Source organism: Xanthomonas axonopodis (assembly GCF_001304695.1).
GTDB lineage: Bacteria > Pseudomonadota > Gammaproteobacteria > Xanthomonadales > Xanthomonadaceae > Xanthomonas > Xanthomonas axonopodis.
In genome coordinates this window covers 1-26,828 of sequence record NZ_JFAQ01000222.1, presented here as the reverse complement: position 1 = coordinate 26,828, position 26,828 = coordinate 1, and the positions used below count along the sequence as shown (strand labels likewise).

Genomic DNA, 26,828 nt, shown 5'->3' with positions numbered 1-26,828 from the left:
CCCCCCCCCCCCGTGGCGCCATAGAGTGGCGGTCCCCACCCGGTGAATCAAGGCGGCGCGATGGAACTGCTTGAACCGCAGATGGCATGCTCCACTCAAACCACGTGCTCGACGCCGCCTTGTGCGGCGTTTTTCGTTGCGCGGCGCAGGGCGCATGCACCTGCTGAAACCGTGGCTTCAGTCGTTTATTATCAAACACTAACAGCATTTTTCTAAGGTCTGGCTACAGGTGGCAAAGCAGGTTCCCGAACGCAGCAGCAAGCCCGCAGAGGGCAAATCGTCGTCGCGCAAGACGGCGGTGGCGGACAATCCGCGGCGGCAGAAGATCTGGCGTGATCTGGCCTTGATCGCGGTGGCGCCGTTGCTGCTGTATCTGCTGGCCAGCCTGTTCACTTACTCGGCGACCGATCCGGGTTGGTCGCGCACCGGCAATCTGGTTGCGCCGATCCATAACATGGGCGGCAGATTTGGCGCCATGACGGCGGATGTGCTGCTGTATTGGCTCGGTTACGTGGCCTTCCTGCTGCCATTGATCCTGGGTGCGGTGGCCTGGATCGCTTTGATAGGCGAGCGCGAGGAGCAGAGCCAGAGTGACCTTGGACCCGCGTTGCGATTGGTGGGCATGGTCGGCTTCCTGATTTCTTCGACTGGCTTTATGCACCTATGCTTGTATCGTGGAGAAGTCGCTGAGGCTGGTGGCATTCTTGGGGAGCTAGTGAGTGGCTCGCTCAGCTCCGGCTTCGGCGCCCTGGGCGCGAACCTGTTCGTGTTGGTGCTGCTGCTGGTGTCGATCACCCTGGCGACCGGTTTGTCGTGGTTTGCGGTGATGGAGCGCATCGGCAAGTGGGTGCTGGCGCTGGGGCCGCTGATGCAGCGCAAGACCCATCAGGCCACCGAGTGGCAGCAGACCCGGGTGATGCGCGAAGAACGCGAGGAAGTGCGCAAGGTCGATGCGGTCAAGCAGGCCAAGCGCGAGCCGGTGAAGATCGAGCCGCCGTCGGCGCCGGTGGTGGAAAAAAGCGAGCGCGCCAAACGCGACACCCAGATTCCGATGTTCCAGGGCGTCAGCACCGACGGCTCGGACCTGCCGCCGCTGGCGCTGCTGGACGACCCCAAGCCGCAGACCAAGGGCTATTCGGAAGAAACGCTGGAAACGCTGTCGCGGCAGATCGAGTTCAAGCTCAAGGATTTCCGCATCGAGGCGCAGGTGGTCGGGGCTTATCCGGGCCCGGTGATCACCCGCTTCGAGATCGAGCCGGCGCCGGGCATCAAGGTCAGCCAGATCAGCTCGCTGGACAAGGACATCGCGCGCGGGTTGTCGGTGAAATCGGTGCGTGTGGTGGACGTGATTCCGGGCAAGTCGGTGATCGGCCTGGAAATTCCCAACGTCAGCCGGGAGATGATCTTCCTCTCCGAATTGCTGCGCTCCAAGGAATACGATAAGTCGGCCAGTCCGCTGACGCTGGCCCTGGGCAAGGACATTGCCGGCCGGCCGACGGTGGCCGACCTGGCGCGCATGCCGCACTTGCTGGTCGCCGGTACCACCGGCTCGGGCAAGTCGGTGGCGGTCAACGCGATGGTGCTCAGCCTGCTGTTCAAGGCCTCGCACAAGGAGCTGCGGATGCTGATGATCGACCCGAAGATGCTCGAATTGAGCGTCTATCAGGGCATCCCGCACCTGCTGGCGCCGGTGGTCACCGACATGAAGGAGGCCGCCAACGGCTTGCGCTGGTGCGTGGCCGAGATGGAGCGCCGCTACAAGCTGATGAGCGCGGTGGGCGTGCGCAACCTGGCCGGCTTCAACAAGAAGGTCAAGGACGCCATCGACGCCGGTCAGCCGATGATGGACCCGCTGTTCAAGCCGAACCCGGAACTGGGCGAAGCACCGCGGCCGTTGGAGACGCTGCCGTTCATCGTCATCTTCATCGACGAATTCGCCGACATGATGATGATCGTCGGCAAGAAGGTGGAAGAGCTCATCGCGCGCCTGGCGCAGAAGGCGCGTGCGGCCGGCATCCATCTGATCCTGGCCACGCAGCGTCCCTCGGTGGACGTGATCACCGGCCTGATCAAGGCCAATATCCCGACCCGCGTGGCGTTCCAGGTCAGCTCCAAGATCGACTCGCGCACCATCCTGGACCAGTCCGGTGCCGAAGCGTTGTTGGGCAATGGCGACATGCTGTACTTGCCGCCGGGTACCGCATTGCCGGACCGCGTACACGGGGCTTTCGTCAGCGACGAGGAAGTGCATCGCGTGGTCGAGCATCTCAAGGCCAGCGGGCCGGTGTCCTACGTCGAAGGCGTGCTGGACGAAGTGCAGACCATGGGCGATGGCACCGTGGTCGGTGCCACCGGCTTGCCGGAGAGCAGCGGCGGCGGTGGCGACGAATCGGACCCCTTGTACGACGAAGCCTTGCGCATCGTCACCGAAACCCGGCGTGCGTCGATTTCCGGCGTACAGCGGCGTTTGAAGATCGGCTACAACCGCGCCGCGCGTCTGATCGAAGCGATGGAAGCGGCCGGCGTCGTCAGCCCGCCCGAGCACAACGGCGACCGTACCGTGCTGGCACCGCCGCCGCCCAAGTAAGCGCCGGCGATGGCGTAACGCGGTTTAGGTGCAGCTCCGGCATGGGCGCCTGCAGCAATGCTGCATTGTTGGAAGTCCGTGCCTGTCATTGCCTGGCACAACGGCTACCCTGTGCGCGAGGGCCGCTCCGGCCCGCCGTGATCGAGACCCATGTTGCATCGTCCCTCGTTATTGCTCGTGCCGCTCCTCTGTATTCCGCTGCTTGTCCAGGCACAGCAGCGACCGGCACCCGCTGCTACTGCTGCAACACGCACGCAGGCCGACACCAATTACAGCTTCGTGCGCTACCGCGCCGACTACGAGGTGCGCGCCGACGCCAGCAGCGTGGAAACCGACGAGTACGAGGTCCTGCTCAAGACCAAGTCGGCCGTGGAGCAGTTCAGCCAGGTCCGACTGAGCTATAGCGAGAAAATGGAAACGCTCGATGTGCTGCAGGCGTATACCGTCACCGCCGAAGGGCTGCGCCAGGACGTGGCCGCCGACAAGATCTATACCCAGGAAAGCTATTCCAGCGCCTCGGCAGCGATGTATGCCGACCGCAAGGTGAAAGTGGTGGTGTTCCCGAATCTGGCGCCCGGCGCCCGCATCGTGTACCGCGTGCGGCGGGCACAGAACACGCCGTATTTCCCCGGTTACTTCAGCCTGTGGGAGACCTTCAGCGTCTTCGCGCAGTACGACGATGCCATGATCACGTTGGTAGCGCCGAAGGGGTTGCCGATGCATCTTTCCGCACGCGGGCTGCAGGGCAGCACCAAGCCGGTGGTGCGCGGCGACCAGGCACGCTGGGAGTGGCGCTACCAGCGCACTGCGCCGATGAAGAACCAGAACTGGAGCGCGGCGACCTGGGAGTTCAGTCCCACCTTGATGGCCGGCACCTTCGATAGCTGGTCGCAGATGGGCCTGGCGTATCACGTCAAAGGCGGGCGCGCCGCGGCGGTCACGCCGGCGATCCAGGCGCTGGCCGATGAGGTCACGCGCGGTATCGATGCGCCGCGCGCACAGGCTGCGGCGCTGTATGCATGGGTGGCGCGCAATATCCGCTATGTGGCGGTGTATCTGGGCAATGGCGGGCTGGAACCCAACAGCGCCGAGAGCATCCTGGCCAACCATTACGGCGATTGCAAAGACCACACCGTGATTCTAGAGGCCCTGCTTGCGGCCAAGGGGATTGCCAGCACCCCGGTGCTGATCGGGGCGGAGGGCGGACCGACCCTGCCGGAGATCCCGGTGCTGGGCCGCTTCAATCACGCCATCACCTACATTCCCGCATTCGATCTGTACGTGGACTCGACCAACCCCTTCGCGCGCTTTGGCCAGCTGCCGGCCGGCGATCTCGGCGCGCCGGTGGTGCATACGCGCGATGGCAAGGTCACGCAGACGCCGCCGAACGACCGCAAGGTCAATCGCTATGTCGCCCGCACCGAATACCGCTTCACGGCGCAGGGCGACCTGCACGGCACCACCACGCTCGACAGCGGGCAGACCGGCGAAGTGGGCTTGCGCGCGATGTTCGTGCAGCTCAACGCGCAAAATCGCAACCGGATCGAAGAGTCGATCCTTGCCCAGTCCGGTTTCGACGGCACCGGCGATCTGCTGATCCAGGGCGACCCGCTGGATCTGGATGCACCGTTCAACTACCGCTACACCTTCCAGGCCAAGGACGCGGTGGATTTCTCGGTGGTCGGCGGCATGACCTTGCCGGACATGCCCGGTGCCGAATCGACGCGCGCCATCTACACCACCACCTCGGCCGAAAACAATCTGACCCCGTTCTACTGCAATGACAGCGTGCGCGAGGAAACCTACGTGGTGAGCTTTCCCGAGACGGTGCCGATCATCGCCATTCCGCGCAGCAGCACCTTTCGCAATGCCGCCGGCCAATACGAGGTTGAGTGGACACGGCAGGGGCAGACGGTTACCGCCGTGCATCGCCTGCAGCGTGCCGCCGTGCGCGGCCCGCAGGCGTTGTGCCAGCCGCAGGATTACCGTGCGTTTCGCGAGCTCTATCAACAGGTGCGGCGCGGGTTTCGTGGGCAGATCGTCTATGGCGATCTGTCCAGAGTGCAGACTGCACAATGAAGCGGATTGCCGTGCACACGCCGCCATCTGAACACGTCGCGAGATAGCGCTCGCCCATTCATCTATGAAGTATCAGAATCCACGCATGCCTTTCTGGAAGACCGCGATGCATCGCCAGCTCCGTTATGCCGTCCTTGCCACTGCTCTGTTCGCCAGCACCGCGTTTGCCGGTGCGCGCCAGGAGTTGGATACCTTCACGCGAGGTTTGAAGGGTCTGGATGGGCAGTTCAACCAGCGGGTGACCGACGCGACTGGCAAGGTCAAGGAAACCTCGAGCGGGCGGGTCGCGCTGGCAACGCCGCGCCAGTTCCGTTGGGAATATGCCAAGCCCTACAAGCAGCTGATCGTGGCCGATGGCAAGAAGGTCTGGGTGTTTGACCCGGATCTGGAGCAGGTCACCGTGCGCGCACAGGGCAGCGAAGAACAGAACAGCCCGCTGGTCGCATTGATCGACCCGGCGCTTCTGGACAAGAAGTACGACGTCAGCGAAGAAGCCGCGCCACGCGACGGCCTGCAGTGGTTGTCGCTGACGCCAAAGGTGGATACCGACGCCAGTTTCCAGATCGCCTCGCTGGGGTTCGGCAAGGATGGCCTGACCAGAATGGAAGTGGTGGACGCGGTCGGCCAACGCACGGCGATCAGCTTTAGCGGCTGGAAGCGCAACCCGGCGTTTGCTGCAGACACTTTCCGCTATACGCCGTCCAAGGGCGTGGACGTGGTGGGAGACGCGCAGTAGACGCATCCGCGGGGCGCACCCATTGAAGGCATGGTGCAGGCGATCGGCCGCGCCTGCGGGGGCGCCGCAGGCGTCGTGACCTGACGCAGGCGCTTACACGGGACGATGCCGGCAGCACTACGGGACTGGCTCGTAGGGGATCCACTGGCCGACCGTCCGGCTCGCCTCCGCCGCCTGGTTGGTCTGGCGTTTGATGAAGAAATCGATGCCACGCTCGCGCTGGCGTTTGCCCTTTTCGCGCAGGATCAGGATGGTCGGTTCCCAGATGCTTGGGTGGCTGATCAGCTCATCGAAGGCGCGATCGGCTTCCTCCGCTTGCGTTTCGCATCCGGCAACCCGCAATAGCTGGGCCTGCGCGCGCAATGCGTCCAGGCGCGGTGCAGCCTCCGCCTGCAACACCCAGTCCACGATCAGCGAGGCGAACTTGTTGTCTTGCATGTGAAGGCGGACCCGGTCGACGAAGTCCTGCAACTGGCGCTCGGCCACCATGTAGAGCCGCTGGTCGTCGACCTTGCCCTGCAGTTTGGAGATTCCGTAGTGCGTCCATAACTGCCAGTTGCGTTTCACTTCGCGTTCGAATGACGCGAAGTTGAAGAATTCGAAGCCGCGATCCGTGCGCACAGGATCGATTTCGTTGTTGAACATCCACAAGGTGGAGAACGTATTGCTGCCAGCCGAGCGCAGTTCCCTGCTGTAGCCGAGATCCAGGGTGGCCAGGGACAGCCGCGCCACTGGTGTGGGCGGCACATTGCCGGCGCTTGGGTGCGTCCACTGCTGGGCGACGAGGCTGGCCGACGCGCGCCCGGCGATCTCCACCCTGGATTGCGCGCTCGAATCCTTCAGCACCATCGTCATGTAGCCTTCGATCGGCGTCTGCGAACGGGAGGTTTCCCGCCGCGCTTTCAGGCCGAGCGACGCCCCCAGGGTGGCGCGACGCGGTCGGCCGTCCATGTTTCCCACGCGCACGCCCGCAGCGACGCTGAGGCTGGATTCGGTGGCCGAAGCCTCGCGCTCGGCATGGCCGATCAACCCAACGGTGATGCTGGGGTGGTGCGCCAGGAGCTCCCCCAGAAAGTCGCGCTCGCTCAACTGGCCTGCAACGCCGCCGGATTGCTCGGCCAGCTGCAGCAAGTGTTCAAACATGGCCAGGAACTGCGCGCGCTGCTCCAGTTCCTGGCCTTTGCCCCGCCGTGGTACGCGGATTTGCATGCCATGCTCGATACCCGATTCCTTTTTCATGCGCCACTCGGCTGCGCCCGTGATGCCCACCGGTGCGCGTTCGGTGCCCGGCAGCAGCACACCCGCACTGATGCCGGTACTGGCGTTGAACTGCCGCGCCTTCTGCCGACCGATCTGCAGCGACAGCCCGGTCCGCCCCATGTAAATCTCCATCGAATGATCGGAACTGGTCTGACCGCCCGCGGAGAGTTTTAGTCCCAGGCCGCTGGGGATGATCGCAAGCGCGGCCGACAGCGGCGTCGTATTGAGTCCGATCACACGTTGCTCGGTGAGACGCAGCTTGTCGCGCCATTCCAGCCGTTCCATCAGGTTGCGCAGGCATTCGAATAGCGCGCGTGGCGATCTGACGCGCGACGTGTCGCCCTCATGCAGAAAGCGACTGGCATGACCAACGGACTGATGAAAGTGCTTGCGCGCGACCGACGCCATTTCTTCATCCAAGGGCGCTGCACCGATCGGCAGGTCGCTCGGTTGTCCGGCATGGTCGAGCAGGCCACGTTGGATCAGACGCAGCGTTTCCGGCAGACGCATGCGGGCCGCGCGTAATGCAACCCAGGCGGAAGCAATCGCCGGATGGCACGCGGCCGGCTGCAGATCATCGGTCGCGCTCACGGAGGCCGCCACCGAGCGCTGAAGTTCCTGGGCGCGCGTTTCGATCGTGCCCAGCACCTTGGCAGTGAATGTCAGGTCGGCCGCATTCTGCTCGTGTGGGAGCCAGTGCGCGTATTCCGACAGCGCCTGCATCGCCAGCTCGTCCTGCGACGGCATTCGCCCGCATGCCAGCAGGATCTGGCGGCGCGCGACGAGCCAACTGGTCAAGTGGCCGGCCGCCTCGCGGAAAACATCGTTGGCACGCCGCATACCGGTGGGAAGCGCCTCGGAGGCGCCGACCTTCATTCCCAGCTCAAGTGCGTTGAAGGGATTGAGGGCGCGATTGCCGCGCCGTCCGCTGTCTGCTACCGCCCATTGCGCAAACATCTGCAGGCATGCGTTGACGCGCGCATAGGGGGAACCTGCCGCGGTGGTTTCGTAGCCATTGCGGAATGCGTGGAATGCGCTGCGCTGGGCATCGGTTGCAGACTGCAGGCCCTGCAGCGGCGAGTCTCCATGCACGGCATGGCGGGCTCCCATTTGCGCATCGCCCAGCCAGGCGCGTTGCGCCTGTTCCGCGTCTGGCGTCAGTGCAAGCCGGTAGCTGGCACGCAGATGGACCTGCGCCGCCTCCAACCATTCCCTGGAGAGGGGCGTGGGTTCTTCGTGCAGCATGTGCGAAAGAACCTGCATACCGCGCGGCACGCTCGCCAACAGGCCGACGCAGGCGGCGATGGCATCCATTGGCGGAACCGCCTCGGCAGCGATGGAGACCTGCGGCGGCGGAATCAGCTCACGCAAGTGCACCATGCCCAGACGTCGCAGCACGTTGGCCGCTGCCGTGGCATCGCCCTCGCTGGCGATCGCTAAGGCCTGCAGGGCGATGCGCAACGCGTCGACCGGCTGCAGGGCGTCGGTCCCGAACGCAGCGCTGCGGCCATGCAGGCCGTCAGCCCAGGCACGCAGAGCCTGTCGGCTCACGGGGGTGATGGTTTCCTCGCGAAAGCCGGGTAGGGCGTCGAGCAGTGCCTCCATGGTGTCGGCGACGATATCGGCAGCGACCGGCCGGGCCTCATCGGCCGGCGGCTGTGCGGCTGCATGTTGCACCACGCGTTGCATGTCGGCGTTGGCTGCTTCCAGCGCGCTGATCGTCTGTTCCTGATGCCACAACTCCTCGGTGTTGATCCGCGACGAATGCTGCGCCTGCTTCAGTTTCGCGTCCACCTGGGTCAGGCGCTCCTGTAGGCGCCGCGCATTCCGCCGGCAGCGCTCGGCATGCGTGCGTTGCAGGGCCAGCATGTTCTCGTCGCGCCCCAGCCGTGTGCGCAATGTCTTGATTTCCCGGTCTCGCTCTGCAGCAAGGTGCGAGGCGAGCGTGCGAGACGCGGGCATGTTGCTGACGCTGCTTGCTTGATCTGACTGCAACGCATCGCGCGCTTGCGCATACGCGCTCTGCAGTTGATCGATCTCCGCATTGGCCTCCGCAAGTGCTTGCTCTGCTTGTGCTTCCTGTGCCGAACCGCGGCCGAAAAAGACCGCTTTGGCCAGCGCATCGCCGCGCGCACGCGCCTGCCGCAGTGCTTGTTCGAGCCGAGTGCAGGCACGCTGCCGCTGCGCGCGATCGACGCTCTGCTGCGCGTTGGCCGAGGATGGGCCCGCGTGCGCGGCGACGGCGCGCGACGGCTGATCGCCCGGTAGCGCGTTCAATGCGGCGCGCGCGGAGAGAATGTCCGACTCAAGATCGTGGATCGCGGCCGTCACCGCATCAGTTCGCGCATGGCATCCATGCAGCTGTTGCAGCAGTTCGGCGCGTTCGCGCGTGAGCACGTTGATGCTGTCGCTGAGGTTGGCGGCGCGCCGCGCTCTCAGGGCCAACTGCTCGCGTGCAGCCTCTAGCGTCTGTGCATGCGCGTAGCTCAATTCGTCATGGCGAAGCCGGGAGATGCGTGCGGCCAAGTCGTTGTTGGATTGCTCCAGGCGGGCGATCAGCGCTTCATTGAGATGCCGGGTGGCATTCGACAGTGGCGGGGCTGCTCTCAGATCATGGGTGGCATCGGTGTTGCGATCCGGTGGACCGGCTGGTCTGTCCCGCTCGCACTGCACAGAGGAATAGCTCAGCAGGGCCGTATGTGGTTCTGGCGAACCACTACTGAGGCCCAATCGCTCTGCGACCTTCCTGCAGGGCTGCGGGAGCGTGTGTTTGCGTTTGGGAGCGGCTTTCAATCCGGGCTCGACGACGCTTGGCTGTCGTGCTTGCTCAAGCAGCGTTGCAGACCAACCCAGCGGGTCTTCCTGGGCCTGGATCAGTTCCGCCTCGAACGCGCATGGGTCCGGAGTCGCCAATTTGTTGTGTGTCTGCCGCCGCGCTGAAGGTTTGGAGGGATGCGAGATGGTCTCGGCCATCCCTGGAAGGCAGGCGGTAATGACAGAGGGGCGAAGCGGAATGCGGGGCATGGTGGAATCCGTACGCTGAACGTGCCGCCTGCGCTGGCGCAGCTCGCGGCCGATGCGGGATGCCGGCAAGCGATTGCATGCGGTCACTCGTTACTTAGTAACAGTATTGCGCTGCGCGTTCGAGGCATTGCACCTGCGCGAAGTGGTCGCTTGGAAAGAGAACGCCAGCATTGCTGCGCGTGCTGGCCGAACACTGCGTTGTGGGACGTCCATCAGGCGCAGGCGGTAGAATGAGGGGGGTGAGCAAAGCCAAACGTCCCGACTCGATCACGCCCGATCTGCTGCATGTCGATCGCAGCGCCATGGGACCCTTGGCAGAGCGGATGCGGCCGCGCACGCTCGACGAGATGGTGGGCCAGAAGCGCTTGCTGGCTCCCGACAGCGCCTTGCGGCGCGCGGTCGAATCCGGGCGCGTGCATTCGATGATCCTGTGGGGCCCGCCGGGATGCGGCAAGACCACATTGGCCTTGTTGCTGGCGCACTACGCAGACGCCGAATTCACGGCGATCTCGGCCGTGCTGTCCGGCTTGCCGGACGTGCGGCAGGTGCTGGCAGAGGCGGCGCAGCGTTTTGCCGGTGGCCGCCGCACCGTGTTGTTCGTCGATGAGGTGCATCGCTTCAACAAGGCGCAGCAGGACGCATTCTTGCCACATATCGAACGCGGCACGATTCTGTTCGTCGGTGCAACCACGGAAAACCCGTCCTTCGAGTTGAACTCGGCGTTGTTGTCGCGCTGCCGCGTGCATGTGCTGGAAGGCGTGTCGCCGCAGGATATCGTCGAAGCCTTGCATCGTGCCTTGCGCGATGCCGAGCGCGGCTTGGGGACGGAGACGATCCAGGTCAGCGAAGCGTCGCTGCTGGAAATCGCCAGCGCCGCCGACGGCGACGTGCGTCGCGCCCTGACGCTGTTGGAAATCGCTGCGGAACTGGCGGCAGGCGAGGGTGGCGAGATTACGCCACAGACGCTGCTGCAGGTGCTGGCCGACCGCATGCGGCGCTTCGACAAGAACGGCGAGCAGTTCTACGACCAGATTTCGGCGTTGCACAAGTCCGTACGCAACTCCAACCCGGATGCAGCGCTGTACTGGCTGACGCGGATGCTCGATGGCGGGTGCGACCCGGCGTATCTGGCGCGTCGGTTGACCCGCATGGCGATCGAGGACATCGGCCTGGCCGATCCGCGTGCGCAGAGCATGGCGCTGGAGGCCTGGGACATCTACGAGCGTCTCGGCAGCCCGGAAGGCGAGTTGGCATTCGCACAGTTGGTGCTGTATCTGGCCAGCACTGCCAAATCCAACGCCGGCTACGCAGCCTTCAATCAGGCCAAGGCCGACGTGCGCGCCTCTGGCACGCAAGAGGTGCCGCTGCATCTGCGCAACGCACCGACCAAGCTGATGAAGACGCTGGGCTACGGCCACGATTACCAATACGACCATAATGCCGAGGGCGGTATCGCGTTGGATCAGACCGGCTTCCCGGATGCGATGGGCGAGCGCGTGTACTACAACCCGGTGCCGCGCGGGATGGAGATCAAGCTGAAGGAAAAGCTCGATCGGCTGCGCGAGGCGCGCGCGCAGGCCCGGGCTGACAAAGCCGGCAAGCCCGCGGCATAATTGTTGGCACAGGAGATGGCATTCCTCCTTGAACCGCACGCACCCTGCGCGCTGATGATGCCTGCCCACCCCCGCCGGGGCGGCAGGTCTGTGCCCCGGTATCGCTCTTGACTCAGGAAGGATGACGCCGATGCCGCACACAAATTTTTCGAAGACACGCGCTGGTCGCGGGGCACGCGCATGAACGCACCGGTGTGGTGGCAACAGCTGTTGCTGGCGATGACCGGTGGTGCACTGGGATCGGGCTTGCGTTTCGCGATCGGGGCCTCGTTGATCCAGCGCTTCGGTACCGGCTTCCCGTGGGGAACGCTGACGGTGAACCTGCTCGGTTCGTTCGTTGCCGGCGTGTTGCTGGTCTGGCTGGATGCACGCGGACCATCGAGCTGGCCGCTGCGGGCCTTGTTGATCGTCGGCGTGATCGGTGGGTTGACCACGTTTTCGTCGCTGATGATGGAGTGCCTGGTGTTCGCGCGCACCGACCGCTCGACGATGATCGGTATCTATCTGGCCGTGACCTTGCTGGCCGGACTGGCGCTGGTCTTTGCGGGGGCGCGGACCGGTCAATGGCTGGTGACGCGCTGAGCGCCGCTGCTTGATCGCGGTGTCTGCGGCGCCCCTATTGCGACAGCTAGATTGACAGCATCAGTCGCCTGAGCGATATGACCGACGCACCGGAATGCAAGGCGTTGCCTTTCAATGGCACGCGGGAAATATGGCCTGGATCGCCGCGATTTCGGCGAGACCGCGTTGACTGGTAAAGGAAAGGGCGCGCTTGCGCACGCCCTTCTGATTGCATGGCGATTCGATCGCCAGGACCTGTTATCCGCAGGTCTTCCGTAGGTCGATCACACAGGTGGAAACGCCAGATCGACCCGGAAGGCCGACCCGGCGCTCCAACGCGCCTTACAGCGCTTCGATGATGCCCGCAGCGCCCATGCCGGTGCCGATGCACATGGTGACCATGCCGTACTTCTGCTGACGACGGCGCAGGCCATGCACCAGCGTGGCGGCACGAATCGCGCCGGTGGCGCCCAGCGGGTGGCCAAGGGCAATTGCGCCGCCCAGCGGATTGACCTTGGACGGATCCAGCTCGCTATCACGGATCACGGCCAACGCCTGTGCGGCGAAGGCTTCGTTGAGCTCGATCCAGTCCAGCTGGTCCTTGGTCAGCCCGGCCTGCTTGAGCGCCTTGGGAATGGCAGCGATCGGGCCGATGCCCATCACTTCCGGACGCACACCGGCGACCGAGAAGCTGACGAAGCGCGCAAGCGGGGTCAGACCGTAATCCTTGATCGCCTGTTCGGAGGCCAGCAGCACCGCACCAGCGCCGTCGCTCATCTGCGAAGAATTGCCGGCAGTCACACTGCCGCCGAACTGGCCGTTGCGGAACACCGGGCGCAGCTTGGCCAGGCCTTCGAGCGAGCTGTCCGGGCGCGGGCCTTCGTCGATATCGACCAGGCGCTTGCGCAGGGCGATCACGTTGCCGGCTAGGTCGGGCTGACGCGAGTGGATTTCGTACGGGCTGATTTCGTCGCGGAACTCGCCAGCGGCGATCGCGGCGATGGCCTTTTGATGCGACGCCAGCGCGAATGCATCCTGGTCTTCGCGCGACACCTTCCACTCTTCTGCCACCTTCTCGGCAGTGATGCCCATGCCGTAGGCAATGGCCACATGGTCGTCGGCGAACACGCTTGGCGACATCGCCACCTTGTTGCCCATCATCGGCACCATCGACATCGACTCAGTTCCGCCGGCCAGCATCAGGTCAGCATTGCCCAGACGGATCTGGTCGGCTGCCATGGCGATGGCCTGGATGCCGGACGAACAGAAGCGGTTGATGGTCTGACCTGCCACCGAATGGGGCAGGCCCGCCAGCAACACGCCGATGCGTGCCACGTTCATGCCTTGCTCGCCTTCGGGCATGGCGCAGCCGATGATGGCATCGTCGATACGCGAGGTATCGATACCCGGCGCCTGCGCGACCACTGCGCGCAGCACGTGCGCCAGCATGTCGTCCGGACGGGTGTTGCGGAACACGCCTTTGGGCGCCTTACCCACCGGCGTACGCGTGGCGGCAACGATGTAGGCTTCTTGGATCTGCTTGCTCATTTTGCTATCTCCGATAGCCGGGATTGGGGATTCGGGATTTGGGATTCGCCAAAGCGAATCCTCGCGCCCGAATGTTTCCTGCCCGGCGGTTGAATTTGGTGGAAGCGAGAATGTTGGAGGGCAGGGGAGTCGCTATTACGAATCCCCTATCCCGATTCCCCAATCTCAGTTCCTCAACGGCTTGCCCGTCTTGAGCATGTGCCCAATCCGTGCCTGGGTCTTTTCCTGCTGGGCCAGTTCGACGAAGTGCTTGCGCTCCAGCTTCAGCAGCCATTCCTCGTCCACAAGTGCGCCGCGATCGACTTCGCCGCCGCACATCACCGTGGCGATGCGGGTGGCGATTTCATAGTCGTATTCGCTGATGAAGCGGCCTTCCAGCATGTTGACCAGCAGCATCTTGAAGGTGGCGATACCGACGTCGCCGGCGATCTGGATGCGGCGTGCCGGCAGCGGGGCGCGGTAGCCGCCCTCGGCCAGTGCGCGCGCTTCGGCCTTGGCGATGTGCAGGCTCTCGTAGCTGTTGAACACCACCTTGTCGGTGGCGCGCAGCAGGCCAAGTTCCTGCGCGTTGACCGCCGAGTTGGAGACCTTGGCCATCGCGACGGTTTCGAAGGTCTTCTTCAGCTCCGCAAACACGTCGCCGCCCGGACCTGCGGCGATCGAGGCACGTACCGCGATTTCCTTCAGGCCGCCACCGGCCGGCAGCAGGCCGACGCCGGCTTCGACCAGGCCGATATAGCTCTCCAGCGAGGCCACGGTCTTGGCGCTGTGCATCTGGAACTCGCAACCGCCGCCCAGCGCCAGGCCGCGCACGGCCGAAATCACCGGCACCTGCGCATATTTGATGCGCTGGCTGGTGGCCTGGAAATTGGCGACCAGCGCCTCGAACGCATCGACCTTGCCGGCCTGCAGCAGGCCGAGCGCGCCGGCCAGATCGGCACCAGCGGAGAAGGGCTCCTTCTGTTGCCAGATCACCAGGCCGGCGAAGTCCTTCTCGGCGCGGCCGACGACTTCCTGCAAGCCGTTGAGCACGTGGTCGGACACGGTGTTCATCTTGGTCTTGAAGCTGACCACGGCGATATTGTCGCCGTCGTGCCACATGCGCACGCCGTCGTTCTCGAACACGGTCTCGCCCGGCGAGAACTGCTCGCCCAGCAGTGGGTCGGGGAAGCGCTGGCGCTTGTACACCGGCAGCGCGGAGCGTGGCAGCTTGGCGTCGCGTGCCGGGCTGTACGAGCCTTCGGCGCCATGCACGCCGTCGCGGCCGTCGAACACCCAGTTCGGCAATGGCGCGCTGCTCATGCTTTTGCCGCTGGAGATGTCTTCGGCAATCCACTGCGCCACCTGCTTCCAGCCGGAGGCCTGCCAGGTTTCGAACGGGCCGAGCGACCAGCCGTAGCCCCAGCGGATCGCCAGGTCGACGTCGCGCGCGGTTTCGGCAATATCGGCCAGGTGATAGGCGCTGTAGTGGAACAGGTCGCGGAAGGTAGCCCACAGAAACTGCGCCTGCGGGTGCTGGCTCTCGCGCAGCTTGGCGAACTTTTCGGCCGGGTTCTTGATCTTGAGGATCTCGACCACTTCCGGTGCGGCGCTACGATCAGCAGCCCTGTAATCCTGTTTTTCCAGGTCCAGCACCACGATGTCCTTGCCGACCTTGCGGAAGATGCCGGCGCCGACCTTCTGGCCCAGCGCGCCCTTGGCGATCAGCGCCTCCAGCCACTTCGGCGAGGCGAAGTACAGGTGCCAAGGGTCGTCCGGCAGGGTGTCGCCCATGGTCTTGATGACGTGCGCGATGGTGTCCAGGCCCACCACGTCCGAGGTGCGATAGGTGGCCGATTTGGGGCGACCCACCAGCGGGCCGGTCAGCGCATCAACTTCGTCGAAGCCCAGGCCGAATTCCTGCGTGTGGTGGATGATGGACAGGATCGAGAACACGCCGATGCGGTTGCCGATGAAGCTCGGCGTGTCCTTGGCATACGCCACACCCTTGCCGAGCGTGGTCACCAGGAACGCTTCCAGGCCTTCCAGCACGGCCTTATCGGTGCCCTTGGCCGGGATCAGCTCGGCCAGGTGCATATAGCGCGGCGGGTTGAAGAAGTGCACGCCGCAGAACCGGTGACGCAGCTGCTCGGGCAGTACGTCGGACAGTTTGTTGATGCCCAGGCCGGAGGTGTTGGACGCCAGCACGGCATGATCGGCCACGAACGGGGCGATCTTCTTGTACAGATCCTGCTTCCAGTCCATCCGCTCGGCGATCGCTTCGATGATCAGGTCGCAGTCGCGCAGCTGTTCCAGGCCGCTCTCATAGTTGGCCGGCGTAATCGCCTCGGCCAGCGCCTTGCTGGCGAGCGGGGCAGGTCTGAGCTTGCCCAGGTTGGCGATGGCCTTGAGCACGATGCCGTCGGCCGGGCCTTCCTTGGCGGGCAGGTCGAACAACACGGTGTCGACACCGGCATTAGTGAGGTGCGCGGCGATCTGCGCACCCATGACGCCGGCACCGAGCACGGCGGTGCGACGGACTAGCAACGGGTTGGACATAGCGATAGGCCTCTTGTGGAACGTTTACGGTGTGGAGTGAGCGCGGAACCCGGGTTCCGCGAAACGAATGAGTTCGCGCGCCGCGCACGCACGGTGGTCGGCCTCGCTGACACCGGCGGGCCGCTTGATGAGGCCGAAATCGGCCATGGCATAGGTCAGAGCGCCGGCCAGGAAGTCCAGCCGCCAGTACAGCTCTTCCTTGCTCAAGCCCGGCACGCAGCCGGCAATGGCGTTGCCGAATTCGCGCAGCACATGGCCGTAATGGTCGGACAGGAACTTGCGCAGGTTGTCGTTCTTTTCGGCGTACGCGCGCGCGATCACGCGCACGAACGCGCCGCCGTTCTGGCGGTCCTGCGCCATGGCCAACGCCGGCTCGACGAAGGCAGCGAGCACGGCCGTGAGCTCGCCGGGCTGGCACTTCTTCGCCGTTTCCAACTGCTGCAAGCGCGCGGCGGTCATCTCGTCCATGCGCCGGCGGAACACCTCGTTGACCAGGTTTTCCTTGGAGCCGAAGTGATAGTTGACCGCGGCGATATTGACGTCGGCCTGCGTGGTGAGCTGGCGCAGCGACGTGCCGGCGAACCCGTGCTGGGCGAACAGCTCCTCGGCCGCACCGAGAATGCGGTCTTTGGTGGAGAAGTGGGCGGGCTTGGGCATGCGCGAAGGTGGAACTCAATCAAACGATTGTTTGAGTCTACGGGCTCGCTTGCCGGTAGGTCATGTCGCAACGCAGCACGATTCAGGGGGCGGTGTGCAATCAAATCGTTGACGAGATAGAATTGACCATCGCAAAGAAGCCTAAGCCCGCGTTTTGTCGTGGGTTTTTTCATGTTAACCTTGGGCCTTAAGTGGCCCGCCCAACGGAGAACTTCCCATGGCGCTGGAGCGCACCCTGTCCATCATCAAGCCCGACGCCGTTGCCAAGAACGCCATCGGCGAAATCTACAGCCGCTTCGAAAAGGCTGGCCTGAAAGTCGTGGCCGCCAAGTACAAGCAGCTGTCGCGCCGCGAAGCCGAAGGCTTCTACGCCGTGCACCGCGAGCGTCCGTTCTTCAACGCCCTGGTCGAATTCATGATCTCCGGCCCGGTGATGATCCAGGCGCTGGAAGGCGAGAACGCCGTTGCCGCACACCGTGACCTGCTGGGCGCGACCAATCCCAAGGACGCTGCGCCGGGCACCATCCGCGCCGACTTCGCCGATTCGATCGATGCCAATGCCGCTCACGGCTCGGACTCGGTCGAGAACGCTGCCAACGAAGTCGCGTATTTCTTTGCCGCCACCGAAGTGGTCTCGCGCTGAGGCCGAGTGAGTCGAATCGTGAATGAGGTCGTGATCCCCTCCGTGCTGCAGGACGGCTCCGTCCGTACCGCGGAGCCGCGCAAGCAGAACCTGCTCGACCTCGATCGCGAGGGTCTTGAGCGCTTCTTCGCCGACACGCTCGGCGAGGCGCGTTACCGTGCCCATCAGGTGATGAAGTGGATTCACCATCGCTACGTCACCGATTTCGACCAGATGACCGACCTCGGCAAGGCATTGCGTACGAAGTTGCACCAGCATGCCGAGGTCCTCGTCCCGAACGTCGTATTTGACAAGCCATCTACCGACGGCACCCACAAATGGCTGCTGGCCATGGGTACCGATGGCAAGAACGCTATCGAAACCGTGTACATCCCCGACAAGGGTCGCGGCACGCTGTGCGTCTCCTCCCAGGTCGGCTGCGGCTTGAACTGCACCTTTTGTTCAACCGCCACCCAGGGCTTCAACCGCAACCTCACCACTGCCGAAATCATCGGTCAGGTGTGGGGGGCGGCGCGCCATCTGGGCAATGTGCCGCACCAGCAGCGTCGTCTCACCAATGTGGTGATGATGGGCATGGGCGAGCCGCTGATGAATTTCGACAATGTCGTGCGCGCGATGAGCGTGATGCGAGACGATCTTGGCTACGGTCTGGCCAGCAAGCGGGTCACGCTATCGACCTCCGGCCTGGTGCCGATGATCGACCGGCTTTCCACCGAAAGCGACGTCTCGCTCGCGGTCTCGCTGCACGCGGCTAACGACGCGCTGCGCGAGAGCCTGGTGCCGTTGAACAAGAAGTACCCGATCGCCGAGCTGATGGAGTCGTGCGCGCGCTATCTGCGCGGCAGCAAGAAACGCGATTCGGTAACGTTCGAATACACGTTGATGAAGGGCATCAACGACCAGCCGGAGCATGCGCGCCAGCTGTCCCGGTTAATGCGGCAGTTCGACAATGCGGTGCAATCCAAGGACGCCGGCAAGGTCAATCTGATTCCGTTCAATCCGTTTCCTGGAACGCGCTATGAGCGCTCGGGCGAGACCGAGATTCGCGCGTTCCAGAAGATCCTGCTCGATGCGCAGGTGCTGACGATGGTTCGCCGCACCCGTGGCGATGACATCGACGCCGCATGCGGGCAGCTCAAGGGGCAGGTCATGGACCGTACCCGTCGCCAGGCGGAGTTCCGCCGCACATTTGAAGGGCAGGCCGATCGAGATGCGGCAGCGTGAACTCGCGTTAATGGCGGCCGTGGCGATCGCGCTTGGCGCGGTCGGTTGCGGCGGTCGCAATGCCAAGGCCGGCTTGGCCAAGAGCGTGGAGGAAGTCGCGCCGGTGTACTCGTTCCGCGACGACAAGACCACCAAGAATCGCCTGGCTGTCCAGGAGAAATTGGGTCTGGCCCGCAATCGGCTGCAGACCGGCGATTATGCCAGTGCCGAAGAGCAGGTGCGTGCCGCCTTGAAAAAGGACGCGCAGTCGGTGGATGCCATCGGCCTGCTGGCACTGATTCAGGGCGCCAGGGGCGATGCGACGGCAGCTGGTGCGTCGTATCGGCGTGCCGTAGAACTCGCGCCGCAACGCGGCGACGTGCTGAATAACTACGGTGCCTGGTTGTGCGCGAATGGCTCGCCCGCCGAAGCGTTGACCTGGTTCGATCGCGCACTGGCCGACCGCACATATGCCTCGCCTGCGTCTGCATTGGGCAATGCCGGCGGTTGCGCGCTCAAGGCAGGACAGCCTGAGCGAGCAGCAGGCGATCTGCGCAAAGCGCTCGATCTAGATCCAAATAATCCGTACGCGCTCGAATCGATGGCACGTCTGGAAGCCGGGCGCCGCAATTATTTCGAGGCCCGCGCTTTTATCGAACGCCGCCTTGCGGCTGCACCGGCAACGGCTTCCGTGTTACAACTCGCCATTCAGATTGAGCAAGGGCTAGGCGACAAGGTAGCTGCCGGCCGTTACCAACAGCGGTTGGTCAAGGAATTCCCTGACGCAGCGACCGCTACTCCCGGGGCCAATGCATTGTGATCAGTGATTCCAATCCGAACCTTTTCGAGCAGGAAAAGGGCTGCGGACAGCATTTGCGCGAAGCGCGCGAGGCAGCAGGTCTGAGTGTGGACGAAGTGGCCGGCAAGCTGCGCATGCCGGCACACGTGGTCCGCGCGTTGGAGCAGGAGGACTGGCAGCGGCTGGGCGCGCCGGTGTTCGTACGCGGGCAGCTGCGCAGCTATGCGCGCTTGCTGCAGGTCGACCTGGAACCGCTGCTGCAGCAGGCCACCATTGCGCCGATCGAGCCGGTCAAGCTGGTCAGTCACACGCATACGCCGCGTGCGCGGCGCATTCTCGAAAGCACCGCGCGCAAGGCCATGTATGTGGTCATTACCGGCGTGTTTGCGGTACCGGTCTGGTATGCGACGCGCTCGCATCTGGATGGCAAGGCACCAAGCACGGTGTCCCTGGACAGCATGCCGGAGGCTGCCAAGTCCGCTGCGCCAGGCAACTCAGCAGCGCAGCCGGCCGCAGCGCCACGCGAGCAGCCGGCGCCGTATATCGCATCGATGACCCCGGTGCTGCGTGCGACCGCCGACGCCCAGGCGCCTGCAGAGGCAGTTGCTCCGGCCGGCAGTTTGTCGTTGAGTTTCAGCGGCGACAGCTGGGTGCAGATCCTGGCACCGGATGGCAGTGCGGTCGAAAAAGCCCTGATACGTGCCGGTGAACAACGCACGTATTCGCCCGGTCAGGTGGGGCGCATCGTGCTCGGCAATGCCTCGGCGGTACAGGTTCAGCAAGGCGGCAGTATCGTCGATGTGAAACCGTTCCAACGCGCTAACGTGGCCCGTTTTGCGGTATCCTCCGACGGCTCCGTGGTACCTGCTTCCGAGTGAAGCGGACTGCGGTTTTTCATTTATCCCTTTTGATGTTCCGCGCCTCCGGGATGACGGAGCGAGAGTACGCATGGCGATCGACGATCTGCTGGACGAACACGAACAAGGCGAACGCGTTCGTTCCTGGTTGAGAAAGAATGGCGCGGGTCTGGTGGGCGGTGTCCTGCTTGGTCTGGCACTGATCCTGGGCTGGCAGTGGTGGCAGACGCGCACCAACACCGCATTGGTCGAGGCCAATGGCCGCTACGAAGCGGTAGTGAAGTCGATCCAGGCCAAGAACCTGGACAAGGCCGCCAAGGACATCTTGGCGCTGGACGACGGCAAGGGCGGCGTTTACGCCGAGCTGGCGGCGCTGCGGCTGGCCAAGGCCCAGGTCGATGCCGGCAAGAACGCCGAAGCGATCAAGACCTTGCGCGACGTGCCCGCCGAAGGCGAGCTCAAGCAGATCGTACAGCAGCGCCTGGCGCGCTTGCTGACTGAAAGCGGTAAGCATGACGAAGCGATCAAACTGCTGGCCGATGCGCAGGACCACGCCAGCCTGGAGATCCGCGCCGACGCATTGGTCGCGCAGGGCAAGCCGGATGAAGCGCGTGCGCTATACACCAAGGCCCTGACCACGGTGGATGTGGCCTCGCCGCAGCGCCGGTTGCTGGAAACCAAGCTGATGGATGTGGGCGGCAAGGTGCCCGATCCGGCGGAGCAGATTCGATGAAGCAGGTTGATATGTATAAGCGCGTTGCGTTGATTGCCCTGATAGGTGTGTCGCTGGCTGGCTGCAGCACCGTCAAGGGCTGGTTCGCCGGCAAGGATGCTGCTGCCAAGAAGGCGCAGGAACCTGCCGAGCTGGTGAAATTCGAGCCCTCGGTCAAGGTCGAGAAGATCTGGTCTGCCGGCGTCGGTAAGGGCGAAGGGCATATTGGCGTTCGTCAGCGCCCGGCCGTGGCCGATGGCAAGGTGTATGCAGCGGCGATCACCGGCGGCGTGGAGGCACTTGACCTGCAGACCGGCAAGCGCGTCTGGGAATACAAGCCCAAGAAAGAAAAGCGTAACGACCGCAAGTTCAAGCAGCGCCTGTCCGGTGGTCCCGGTGTGGGCGAGGGCCTGGTGGTGATCGGTAGCCTGTCCGGCGATGTGATTGCCTTGAACCAGGCCGACGGCACGGAAAAGTGGCGGGCCAAGGTGCCCAACGAAGTGATCGCTGCGCCGGCCATCGCACAGAACCTGGTGCTGGTGCGTAGCAACGACGGTCGCGTGACCGCGTTCGATGCCGCAACCGGCGAGCGTCGCTGGTTCCATGCCGAAGAAGGCCCGACATTGTCCGTCCGCGGCAATGCGCCGATCGTGACCGGCCCGGGCGTGGTGTTCGTCGGTAATGACAGCGGCACCTTGAGTGCGCTGGCGCTGCAGGACGGTCGCCCGTTGTGGGAGCAGGCCATCGGCGTGCCGGAAGGTCGTACCGAGCTGGAGCGTATGTCCGACGTCGATGGCGCCCCGGTGTTGGATGGCACCACGCTGTACGCGACCAGCTTCAAGAACGAAACCCTCGCACTGGAAGGCCCGAGCGGCCGTCCACTGTGGACGCGCGATCATGGTGGCGCCGGCGGCGTTGGTGTGTCGTCGGCCGTCGTGGTGGTGTCCGACAATGCTGGATCGGTGTGGGGGTTGGACAAGAGCAGCGGTGCGGCGATGTGGTCGCAGGCAGCCTTGGCCCGCCGTTCGCTGACTGGTGTGGCCATCCAGGGCGATTACGCCGTGGTTGGCGACTACAAGGGCTACCTGCACTGGCTGAAACTCAGCGACGGAGCACTGGCTGCGCGCGCACGTGCTGGACGCGATACGCTGCTGGCCCAGCCGCAGGTGGTCGACGGCATTTTGCTGGTACAAAACACCGACGGCGATCTCACCGCCTTCCGGTTGGCACAATAAGGACCTTGCGATGCTGCCCCTGGTCGCCCTTGTTGGACGGCCCAATGTCGGCAAGTCCACCATCTTCAATGCGCTGACGCGCACCCGTGACGCGCTGGTCCACGACCAGCCCGGCGTCACACGCGACCGTCACTACGGGGTCTGCCGGCTCGACGAGCAGCAGCCCTTCATCGTCGTCGATACCGGCGGTATCGCCGGCGACGAGGAAGGTCTTGCCGGGGCCACGGCCCGCCAGGCACGGGCCGCTGCCGGCGAAGCCGATCTGGTGCTGTTCGTGGTCGATGGCCGCGAAGGCGCGTCCTCGCTCGATGACGAGATTCTGGCCTGGTTGCGCAAATTGGCGCGGCCGACCGTGCTGGTGATCAACAAGATCGACGGCACCGACGAAGAGACCGTGCGCTCGGAATTTGCGCGCTACGGCTTCTCCGACGTGGTGGCGTTGTCTGCCGCACATCGCCAGGGCATCGACGAATTGCTCGAAGAAGTCGGTGCGCGGCTGCCCGAGGAAGGTGCCGGCGAGCTGCTGGACAACGACCCGGCACGCGTGCGGATCGCCTTCGTGGGCCGCCCGAATGTCGGCAAGTCGACCCTGGTCAACCGCCTGCTGGGCGAAGAACGCATGATCGCCTCGGAAGTGCCCGGCACCACGCGCGATTCGATCGCGGTGGACCTGGAGCGCGATGGCCGTCAGTACCGCCTGATTGATACTGCCGGCCTGCGCCGGCGTGGCAAGGTGGAAGAGGCGGTCGAGAAGTTCAGCGCGTTCAAGACGCTGCAGGCGATCGAGCAATGCCAGGTCGCGGTGCTGATGCTGGACGCCACCGAAGGCGTGACCGACCAGGATGCGACGATTCTCGGCGCGATCCTGGATGCCGGCCGTGCGCTGGTGGTGGCGATCAATAAGTGGGACGGGCAAAGCGATTACCAGCGTGCGCAGGCCGAAGATCTGCTGTCGCGCAAGCTGGGCTTCGTCAACTGGGCCGAGGCGGTGCGGATTTCTGCTTTGCACGGCTCGGGCATGCGCGAGCTGTTCCAGGCGATTCATCGCGCACATGCATCGGCCACGCATGAATTCAGCACCAGCGAAGTGAACCAGGCGCTGGAAATCGCTTATGAGACCAACCCGCCGCCGAGCATTCGCGGGCATGTCTCCAAGCTGCGGTATGTGCACCCGGGCGACACGAATCCGCCGACCTTCATCGTGCATGGCACGCGCCTGAAGGTGTTGCCGGAGTCTTACAAGCGCTATCTGGAAAACTTCTTCCGCAAGCGTTTCAAGCTGGTTGGCACGCCGGTGCGCTTCATCTTCCGCGAGGGCGCCAACCCGTACGAGGGCAAGAAGAATCCGCTCTCCGATCGTCAGATGGCCCGCAAGCGGCGCCTGATGCGGCATGTCAAAGGGAAGTAACGGCGCGCAGGCCGCCTGAGGCGTGATGTTCGGGCGGCGTGGAAGATTCGCAGGTCAGTTGGCCTGCGTGTCGTAGTTCCTCGCTTACGGGCCGGGTCTTAACGTTCTGGGCATCCTCCTGAGCGTTCGATCGATACTCAAGGCAGTTCCTGCCGCGCCCACGCGTTCGTCCTTTGGCACGTGGCGGCGCGTGCAGTGCAGGCGCAATCGAAATCGAACTCGCTCCCAGCGCAGCGCGTTCTCAACGCCCTTCTACTGCTTCGGCGGCCGTGTGGTGCCGCCATCCGTCGCGTTGGCGATGCGCTGGTATCCTGCGCGGCATGACCGATTATCCTTCCCGCATTCCCTACGCGCAGGCGCTGCAGGTTCTGCGCACTGTCGCGGCCAGCAACCGTTCGCCCGATGAAAACATCGCCACCTCGCGTGCCGATGGGCGGATCTCCGCGGGCGACCTGATCGCACCGCTGGCGCTGCCGCCGTTTGCCAACAGTGCGATGGATGGGTTTGCGCTGCGGCACGCCGATGTTGCTGGCGGCGATGCGTCGTTGCAGCTGGTTGGCGAACAGTTTGCCGGCGATCGCTGGGCCGGCACGCTGGGCGCGGGGCAATGCCTGCGTATCACCACGGGCGCGCCACTGCCCGATGGCGCCGATACCGTGATTCCCAAGGAAGAGGCCGACGAACGCGACGGCGTGGTGCGGTTTCAGACCGCGCCTGCACCAGGCGCTGCCGTGCGCCTGGCCGGCAGCGACGTGCGTGCCGGCGATCTGGTGATCCAGGCCGGGCGGGTGCTGACGCCTGCACGCATCGGTCTGGCTGCGGCGCTGGGGGTGTTGCGACTTGCGGTCGCGCCGCGCCCGACCATTGCGGTGCTGGCCACCGGCGATGAGCTGATCGAGCCAGGCATGCCGCTCGGCCCCGGTCAGATCTACAACAGCAACCGCGACATGCTGATGGCGCAACTGCGTGCGCTGGGCTATGCGCCGACCGCCTGGCCGACCTTGCCGGACGACCCGCAACGTATCCGCACCATGCTGGAAGATGCGGCCGCGGCGTTCGATGTGGTGATCACCTGCGGCGGGGTGTCTGCTGGTGAAAAGGACTACCTGCCGCGCCTGATCGGCGAGTTGGGGCGCATCCATTTCTGGCGCGTGCGGATGCGCCCGGGAATGCCGGCGGTATTGGGGCAGATTGGGCGCTGCCTGGTCCTGGGCCTGCCGGGCAACCCGGTCTCGGTGCTGGCAACGCTGATCGCCTACGGCGTGCCGTTGCTGGATGGATTGCAGGGACGCAGCGAGCCGCGCCCGGTCTGGCATGCCGCGTTGGCAAGCCCATGGGACAAGCGCCACGAACGGCTGGAATTCCTGCGTGGGCGATTGGAATGCGGCGAAGATGGGCGGCTGACCGCGCTGCCGCATCGCGGCGACGCTTCGCATCTACTGCGTGGCGCGGCCGACAGCAATGTATTGATCGTGCTGCCTGAGCATGCGCGGCGCTTTGAGGCTGGCGAGATCGTGCGGGTGATTCCGTACGCGTTGTGAGCGTGTGCTTGATCGAGAGTGCCCGGCAGAATGGTGCGCACTTTGTTGGAGTGTTCATGCAATGCGCAGGGCATGCGCCGTGCGGGGCGCGACGCTTCAAGCTGCAGGATGATCGTCGGCCTGCGTAAACATTTTGGGCGTGGCGTAAAAGCGAACGCCTTGAAACGCCGACGCTTCGAACAGTGAGAGCGAGTCGTTCGATCGCCCCTCTCCCGGCGAGAGAGGGGTTGGGGTGAGGGGACGGCGGAAGAAAGCCATGCATGCTCATGTCGTCAAAATGCTCACGCAGCAATACCTCTTGCATTGCATCGGTGGCAAGCCAATCCGCCAAAGACTGATACAACCATCCGCTGTGAGCTTCCCTCAACCCACTGCACTACCGCAGAACGCCGCATCATCTGCATATCCGCGAAATACCGCGCCAGGCGCACACACCGGGCAGTGCGGGTCCGGCGGCAAGCGGATGTCGCGGAAGCGCATCGCCAATGCATCGAAACTCAGCAGGCGTCCAGCGAGGCCGTCGCCGATGCCGAGCAGCAATTTGATCGCTTCGGTGGCCTGCAAGAGTCCGATCACCCCGGGCAGTACGCCGAGTACACCCGCTTCGGCACAACTGGGCGCGTATTCCGGCGGTGGCGGTTCGGGAAACAGGCAGCGGTAGCAGGGCGCATGACCACGGTGGCGGCCGGCATCGAACACGCTGACCTGTCCCTCGAACTGCTGCACGGCCCCGTAGACAAGTGGCTTGCCGAGTCTCACGCACGCATCGTTGAGCAAATACCGCGCGGGAAAATTGTCTGCACCATCCACCACCACATCCACGTCCTGCAGCAGCGCTTCGACATTGTCGGCAGTCACGCGCGTTTGCACCGCCTCGATGGCCACGCGCGGGTTGAGCGCGGCAATGCGTTGTGCGGCGGAGTCGACCTTTGCAGTGCCGACGCTGTCTTCGGTGTGCAGAATCTGGCGTTGCAGATTGCTGCGGTCCACCACGTCATCGTCGGCAAGGCGCAGATGCCCCACACCGGCTGCGGCGAGGTAGAACGCTGCCGGCGAGCCCAGCCCGCCTGCGCCGACAAGCAACACCTGTGCGCGTGCCAAGCGCCGCTGACCTTCCAGGCCGACCTGCGACAGACGCAGATGGCGTGAATAGCGCTCAAGAAAGTCCTGCTCGTCCGCCGGCAATGTCGGGCGTACCAACGGTAGGCCGGCGCTTGTCCACGCGCTGGTGCCTCCAGCCACCGACGCCACTTGCGCATAGCCTTGGGCGCGCAAGACGGCAGCCGTGTGCGCCGAGCGTTTGCCGCTCTGGCAGATCAACACGATTGCGCGGGTGTGGTCTGGCAGGTGGACTGCAGGCTCGGTTTCCAGGGAGTTCTGTGCGATCGCCAACGCGCCTTCGGCCTGGCCGCTGGAGCGCTCATGCAGTTGCCGGATGTCGACCAGCAAGGCGCCTTGCAGGGCGCGGGTACGGGCGTCGGCGGGAGAGATGTCGTGGCTGCTCATGCGGCCATTGTCGCGCAAACGCAGCAGCTGTGATGTGCAGCCTTGACCACGGCAGGCACGCACTTCGCTGTTGATGAAAGGAGCGTCATGATCGCGGCGGCAGGGCGGGCGCGATCACGCTGCCCTGCGAGCGGCACCGCTGTAATTCGGCCTCGTTTAACACCTCAACGTGTTTGATCCCATGCTTTGATGGTGCACTATTTTCCCTCGATTGGAAGGAAGCACTATGGGCCAGGTTCTACACGGGAGCGCCACTACGACAGAGGCGATCCGTCGAGCGATACAACATAGTCAAGAGAGCCTGAGAGCGCTGTCCAAGCG

The 26,828-nt window shown here is 64.4% G+C and carries 18 protein-coding genes, 1 pseudogene and 1 riboswitch; of the genes and pseudogenes, 14 read left to right on the top strand and 5 right to left on the bottom strand.

Annotated elements, in window-relative coordinates:
* Nucleotides 1-229 precede the first annotated feature (229 nt).
* The 3 genes from XAXN_RS17730 to lolA all read left to right on the top strand — a co-directional run bounded on the left by XAXN_RS17730 (nucleotide 230) and on the right by lolA (nucleotide 5,402).
* A complete protein-coding gene (locus tag XAXN_RS17730) occupies nucleotides 230-2,587 on the top strand; it encodes a DNA translocase FtsK (protein ID WP_054320522.1) in 2,358 nt (785 codons plus the stop codon).
* A gap of 150 nt (nucleotides 2,588-2,737) precedes the next feature.
* Nucleotides 2,738-4,666: a DUF3857 domain-containing transglutaminase family protein gene (locus XAXN_RS17725; protein WP_054320521.1), complete on the top strand. Its 1,929-nt coding sequence runs from the start codon at nucleotides 2,738-2,740 to the stop codon at nucleotides 4,664-4,666.
* A 64-nt stretch (nucleotides 4,667-4,730) separates the two neighbouring features.
* Nucleotides 4,731-5,402, top strand: a complete 672-nt coding sequence (lolA, locus tag XAXN_RS17720) for an outer membrane lipoprotein periplasmic chaperone LolA (protein WP_054320520.1) — start codon at nucleotides 4,731-4,733, stop codon at nucleotides 5,400-5,402.
* A 117-nt stretch (nucleotides 5,403-5,519) separates the two neighbouring features.
* On the opposite strand, the gene xopZ is transcribed toward lolA, so the two are convergent.
* On the bottom strand, nucleotides 5,520-9,755 hold the full coding sequence (gene xopZ, locus XAXN_RS17715) for a XopZ family type III secretion system effector (RefSeq protein ID WP_054320524.1): 4,236 nt from the start codon (nucleotides 9,753-9,755) through the stop codon (nucleotides 5,520-5,522).
* A 170-nt stretch (nucleotides 9,756-9,925) separates the two neighbouring features.
* Here xopZ and XAXN_RS17710 point away from each other — a divergent pair, with 170 nt between their 5' ends.
* Together XAXN_RS17710 and crcB are read left to right on the top strand one after the other, a co-directional pair.
* Nucleotides 9,926-11,299 (top strand): replication-associated recombination protein A, encoded by a 1,374-nt coding sequence (locus XAXN_RS17710; RefSeq protein WP_054320519.1) that lies wholly within the window; start codon nucleotides 9,926-9,928, stop codon nucleotides 11,297-11,299.
* Between the two features lie 2 nt (nucleotides 11,300-11,301).
* A riboswitch (Fluoride riboswitch) is annotated at nucleotides 11,302-11,370 on the top strand.
* A 109-nt stretch (nucleotides 11,371-11,479) separates the two neighbouring features.
* Nucleotides 11,480-11,881: a fluoride efflux transporter CrcB gene (gene crcB / locus XAXN_RS17705; RefSeq protein ID WP_054320518.1), complete on the top strand. Its 402-nt coding sequence runs from the start codon at nucleotides 11,480-11,482 to the stop codon at nucleotides 11,879-11,881.
* A 321-nt stretch (nucleotides 11,882-12,202) separates the two neighbouring features.
* Here the strand turns inward: crcB and XAXN_RS17700 are convergent, their stop codons facing one another.
* The 3 genes from XAXN_RS17700 to XAXN_RS17690 all read right to left on the bottom strand — a co-directional run bounded on the left by XAXN_RS17700 (nucleotide 12,203) and on the right by XAXN_RS17690 (nucleotide 16,603).
* On the bottom strand, nucleotides 12,203-13,408 hold the full coding sequence (locus tag XAXN_RS17700; RefSeq protein WP_054320517.1) for an acetyl-CoA C-acyltransferase: 1,206 nt from the start codon (nucleotides 13,406-13,408) through the stop codon (nucleotides 12,203-12,205).
* A gap of 165 nt (nucleotides 13,409-13,573) precedes the next feature.
* Nucleotides 13,574-15,946: a 3-hydroxyacyl-CoA dehydrogenase/enoyl-CoA hydratase family protein gene (locus XAXN_RS17695; protein ID WP_054320516.1), complete on the bottom strand. Its 2,373-nt coding sequence runs from the start codon at nucleotides 15,944-15,946 to the stop codon at nucleotides 13,574-13,576.
* Between the two features lie 24 nt (nucleotides 15,947-15,970).
* On the bottom strand, nucleotides 15,971-16,603 hold the full coding sequence (locus XAXN_RS17690) for a TetR/AcrR family transcriptional regulator (protein WP_054320515.1): 633 nt from the start codon (nucleotides 16,601-16,603) through the stop codon (nucleotides 15,971-15,973).
* Between the two features lie 217 nt (nucleotides 16,604-16,820).
* Between XAXN_RS17690 and ndk the strand changes: the two genes are divergently transcribed.
* The 8 genes from ndk to XAXN_RS17650 all read left to right on the top strand — a co-directional run bounded on the left by ndk (nucleotide 16,821) and on the right by XAXN_RS17650 (nucleotide 25,001).
* Nucleotides 16,821-17,246 carry a nucleoside-diphosphate kinase gene (gene ndk / locus XAXN_RS17685; protein ID WP_042822399.1) on the top strand — a complete coding sequence of 142 codons (426 nt, stop codon included), beginning with the start codon at nucleotides 16,821-16,823 and terminating at the stop codon, nucleotides 17,244-17,246.
* An 18-nt stretch (nucleotides 17,247-17,264) separates the two neighbouring features.
* Nucleotides 17,265-18,470, top strand: a complete 1,206-nt coding sequence (gene rlmN, locus XAXN_RS17680) for a dual-specificity RNA methyltransferase RlmN (RefSeq protein WP_134980441.1) — start codon at nucleotides 17,265-17,267, stop codon at nucleotides 18,468-18,470.
* A gap of 10 nt (nucleotides 18,471-18,480) precedes the next feature.
* A complete protein-coding gene (gene pilW / locus XAXN_RS17675) occupies nucleotides 18,481-19,269 on the top strand; it encodes a type IV pilus biogenesis/stability protein PilW (RefSeq protein ID WP_054320513.1) in 789 nt (262 codons plus the stop codon).
* Nucleotides 19,266-20,126 (top strand): helix-turn-helix domain-containing protein, encoded by an 861-nt coding sequence (locus tag XAXN_RS17670; protein WP_054320512.1) that lies wholly within the window; start codon nucleotides 19,266-19,268, stop codon nucleotides 20,124-20,126. The genes pilW and XAXN_RS17670 overlap by 4 nt, the downstream gene beginning before the upstream one ends.
* A gap of 70 nt (nucleotides 20,127-20,196) precedes the next feature.
* Nucleotides 20,197-20,838, top strand: coding sequence for a YfgM family protein (locus XAXN_RS17665; protein ID WP_054320511.1), 642 nt, complete (start codon nucleotides 20,197-20,199; stop codon nucleotides 20,836-20,838).
* Complete coding sequence (bamB, locus tag XAXN_RS17660) at nucleotides 20,835-22,052, top strand: outer membrane protein assembly factor BamB (RefSeq protein ID WP_054320510.1); 1,218 nt, start codon at nucleotides 20,835-20,837, stop codon at nucleotides 22,050-22,052. Before XAXN_RS17665 ends, bamB begins: the two co-directional genes overlap by 4 nt.
* Nucleotides 22,053-22,062: 10 nt before the next feature.
* Nucleotides 22,063-23,460: a ribosome biogenesis GTPase Der gene (der, locus tag XAXN_RS17655; RefSeq protein WP_054320509.1), complete on the top strand. Its 1,398-nt coding sequence runs from the start codon at nucleotides 22,063-22,065 to the stop codon at nucleotides 23,458-23,460.
* Between the two features lie 320 nt (nucleotides 23,461-23,780).
* On the top strand, nucleotides 23,781-25,001 hold the full coding sequence (locus tag XAXN_RS17650) for a molybdopterin molybdotransferase MoeA (protein WP_054320508.1): 1,221 nt from the start codon (nucleotides 23,781-23,783) through the stop codon (nucleotides 24,999-25,001).
* A 363-nt stretch (nucleotides 25,002-25,364) separates the two neighbouring features.
* Here XAXN_RS17650 and moeB read toward each other — a convergent pair whose 3' ends face one another.
* Nucleotides 25,365-26,570 (bottom strand): molybdopterin-synthase adenylyltransferase MoeB, encoded by a 1,206-nt coding sequence (gene moeB / locus XAXN_RS17645; RefSeq protein WP_174515542.1) that lies wholly within the window; start codon nucleotides 26,568-26,570, stop codon nucleotides 25,365-25,367.
* 163 nt (nucleotides 26,571-26,733) lie between these two features.
* Between moeB and XAXN_RS22000 the strand changes: the two are divergent.
* Nucleotides 26,734-26,828 (top strand): annotated as a pseudogene (locus tag XAXN_RS22000) (IS481 family transposase); the annotation flags it as partial.

What these genes read in the sequence shown, in the direction of transcription:
- pilW (WP_054320513.1), top strand. Translation starts at nt 18,481, where the DNA reads ATGGCGGCCGTGGCGATCGCGCTTGGCGCGGTCGGTTGCGGCGGTCGC.
- XAXN_RS17650 (WP_054320508.1), top strand. Translation starts at nt 23,781, where the DNA reads ATGACCGATTATCCTTCCCGCATTCCCTACGCGCAGGCGCTGCAGGTT.
- ndk (WP_042822399.1), top strand. Translation starts at nt 16,821, where the DNA reads ATGGCGCTGGAGCGCACCCTGTCCATCATCAAGCCCGACGCCGTTGCC.
- XAXN_RS17700 (WP_054320517.1), bottom strand. Translation starts at nt 13,408, where the DNA reads ATGAGCAAGCAGATCCAAGAAGCCTACATCGTTGCCGCCACGCGTACG.
- bamB (WP_054320510.1), top strand. Translation starts at nt 20,835, where the DNA reads ATGAAGCAGGTTGATATGTATAAGCGCGTTGCGTTGATTGCCCTGATA.
- crcB (WP_054320518.1), top strand. Translation starts at nt 11,480, where the DNA reads ATGAACGCACCGGTGTGGTGGCAACAGCTGTTGCTGGCGATGACCGGT.
- lolA (WP_054320520.1), top strand. Translation starts at nt 4,731, where the DNA reads ATGAAGTATCAGAATCCACGCATGCCTTTCTGGAAGACCGCGATGCAT.
- XAXN_RS17665 (WP_054320511.1), top strand. Translation starts at nt 20,197, where the DNA reads ATGGCGATCGACGATCTGCTGGACGAACACGAACAAGGCGAACGCGTT.
- der (WP_054320509.1), top strand. Translation starts at nt 22,063, where the DNA reads ATGCTGCCCCTGGTCGCCCTTGTTGGACGGCCCAATGTCGGCAAGTCC.
- XAXN_RS17690 (WP_054320515.1), bottom strand. Translation starts at nt 16,603, where the DNA reads ATGCCCAAGCCCGCCCACTTCTCCACCAAAGACCGCATTCTCGGTGCG.
- XAXN_RS17725 (WP_054320521.1), top strand. Translation starts at nt 2,738, where the DNA reads ATGTTGCATCGTCCCTCGTTATTGCTCGTGCCGCTCCTCTGTATTCCG.
- XAXN_RS17695 (WP_054320516.1), bottom strand. Translation starts at nt 15,946, where the DNA reads ATGTCCAACCCGTTGCTAGTCCGTCGCACCGCCGTGCTCGGTGCCGGC.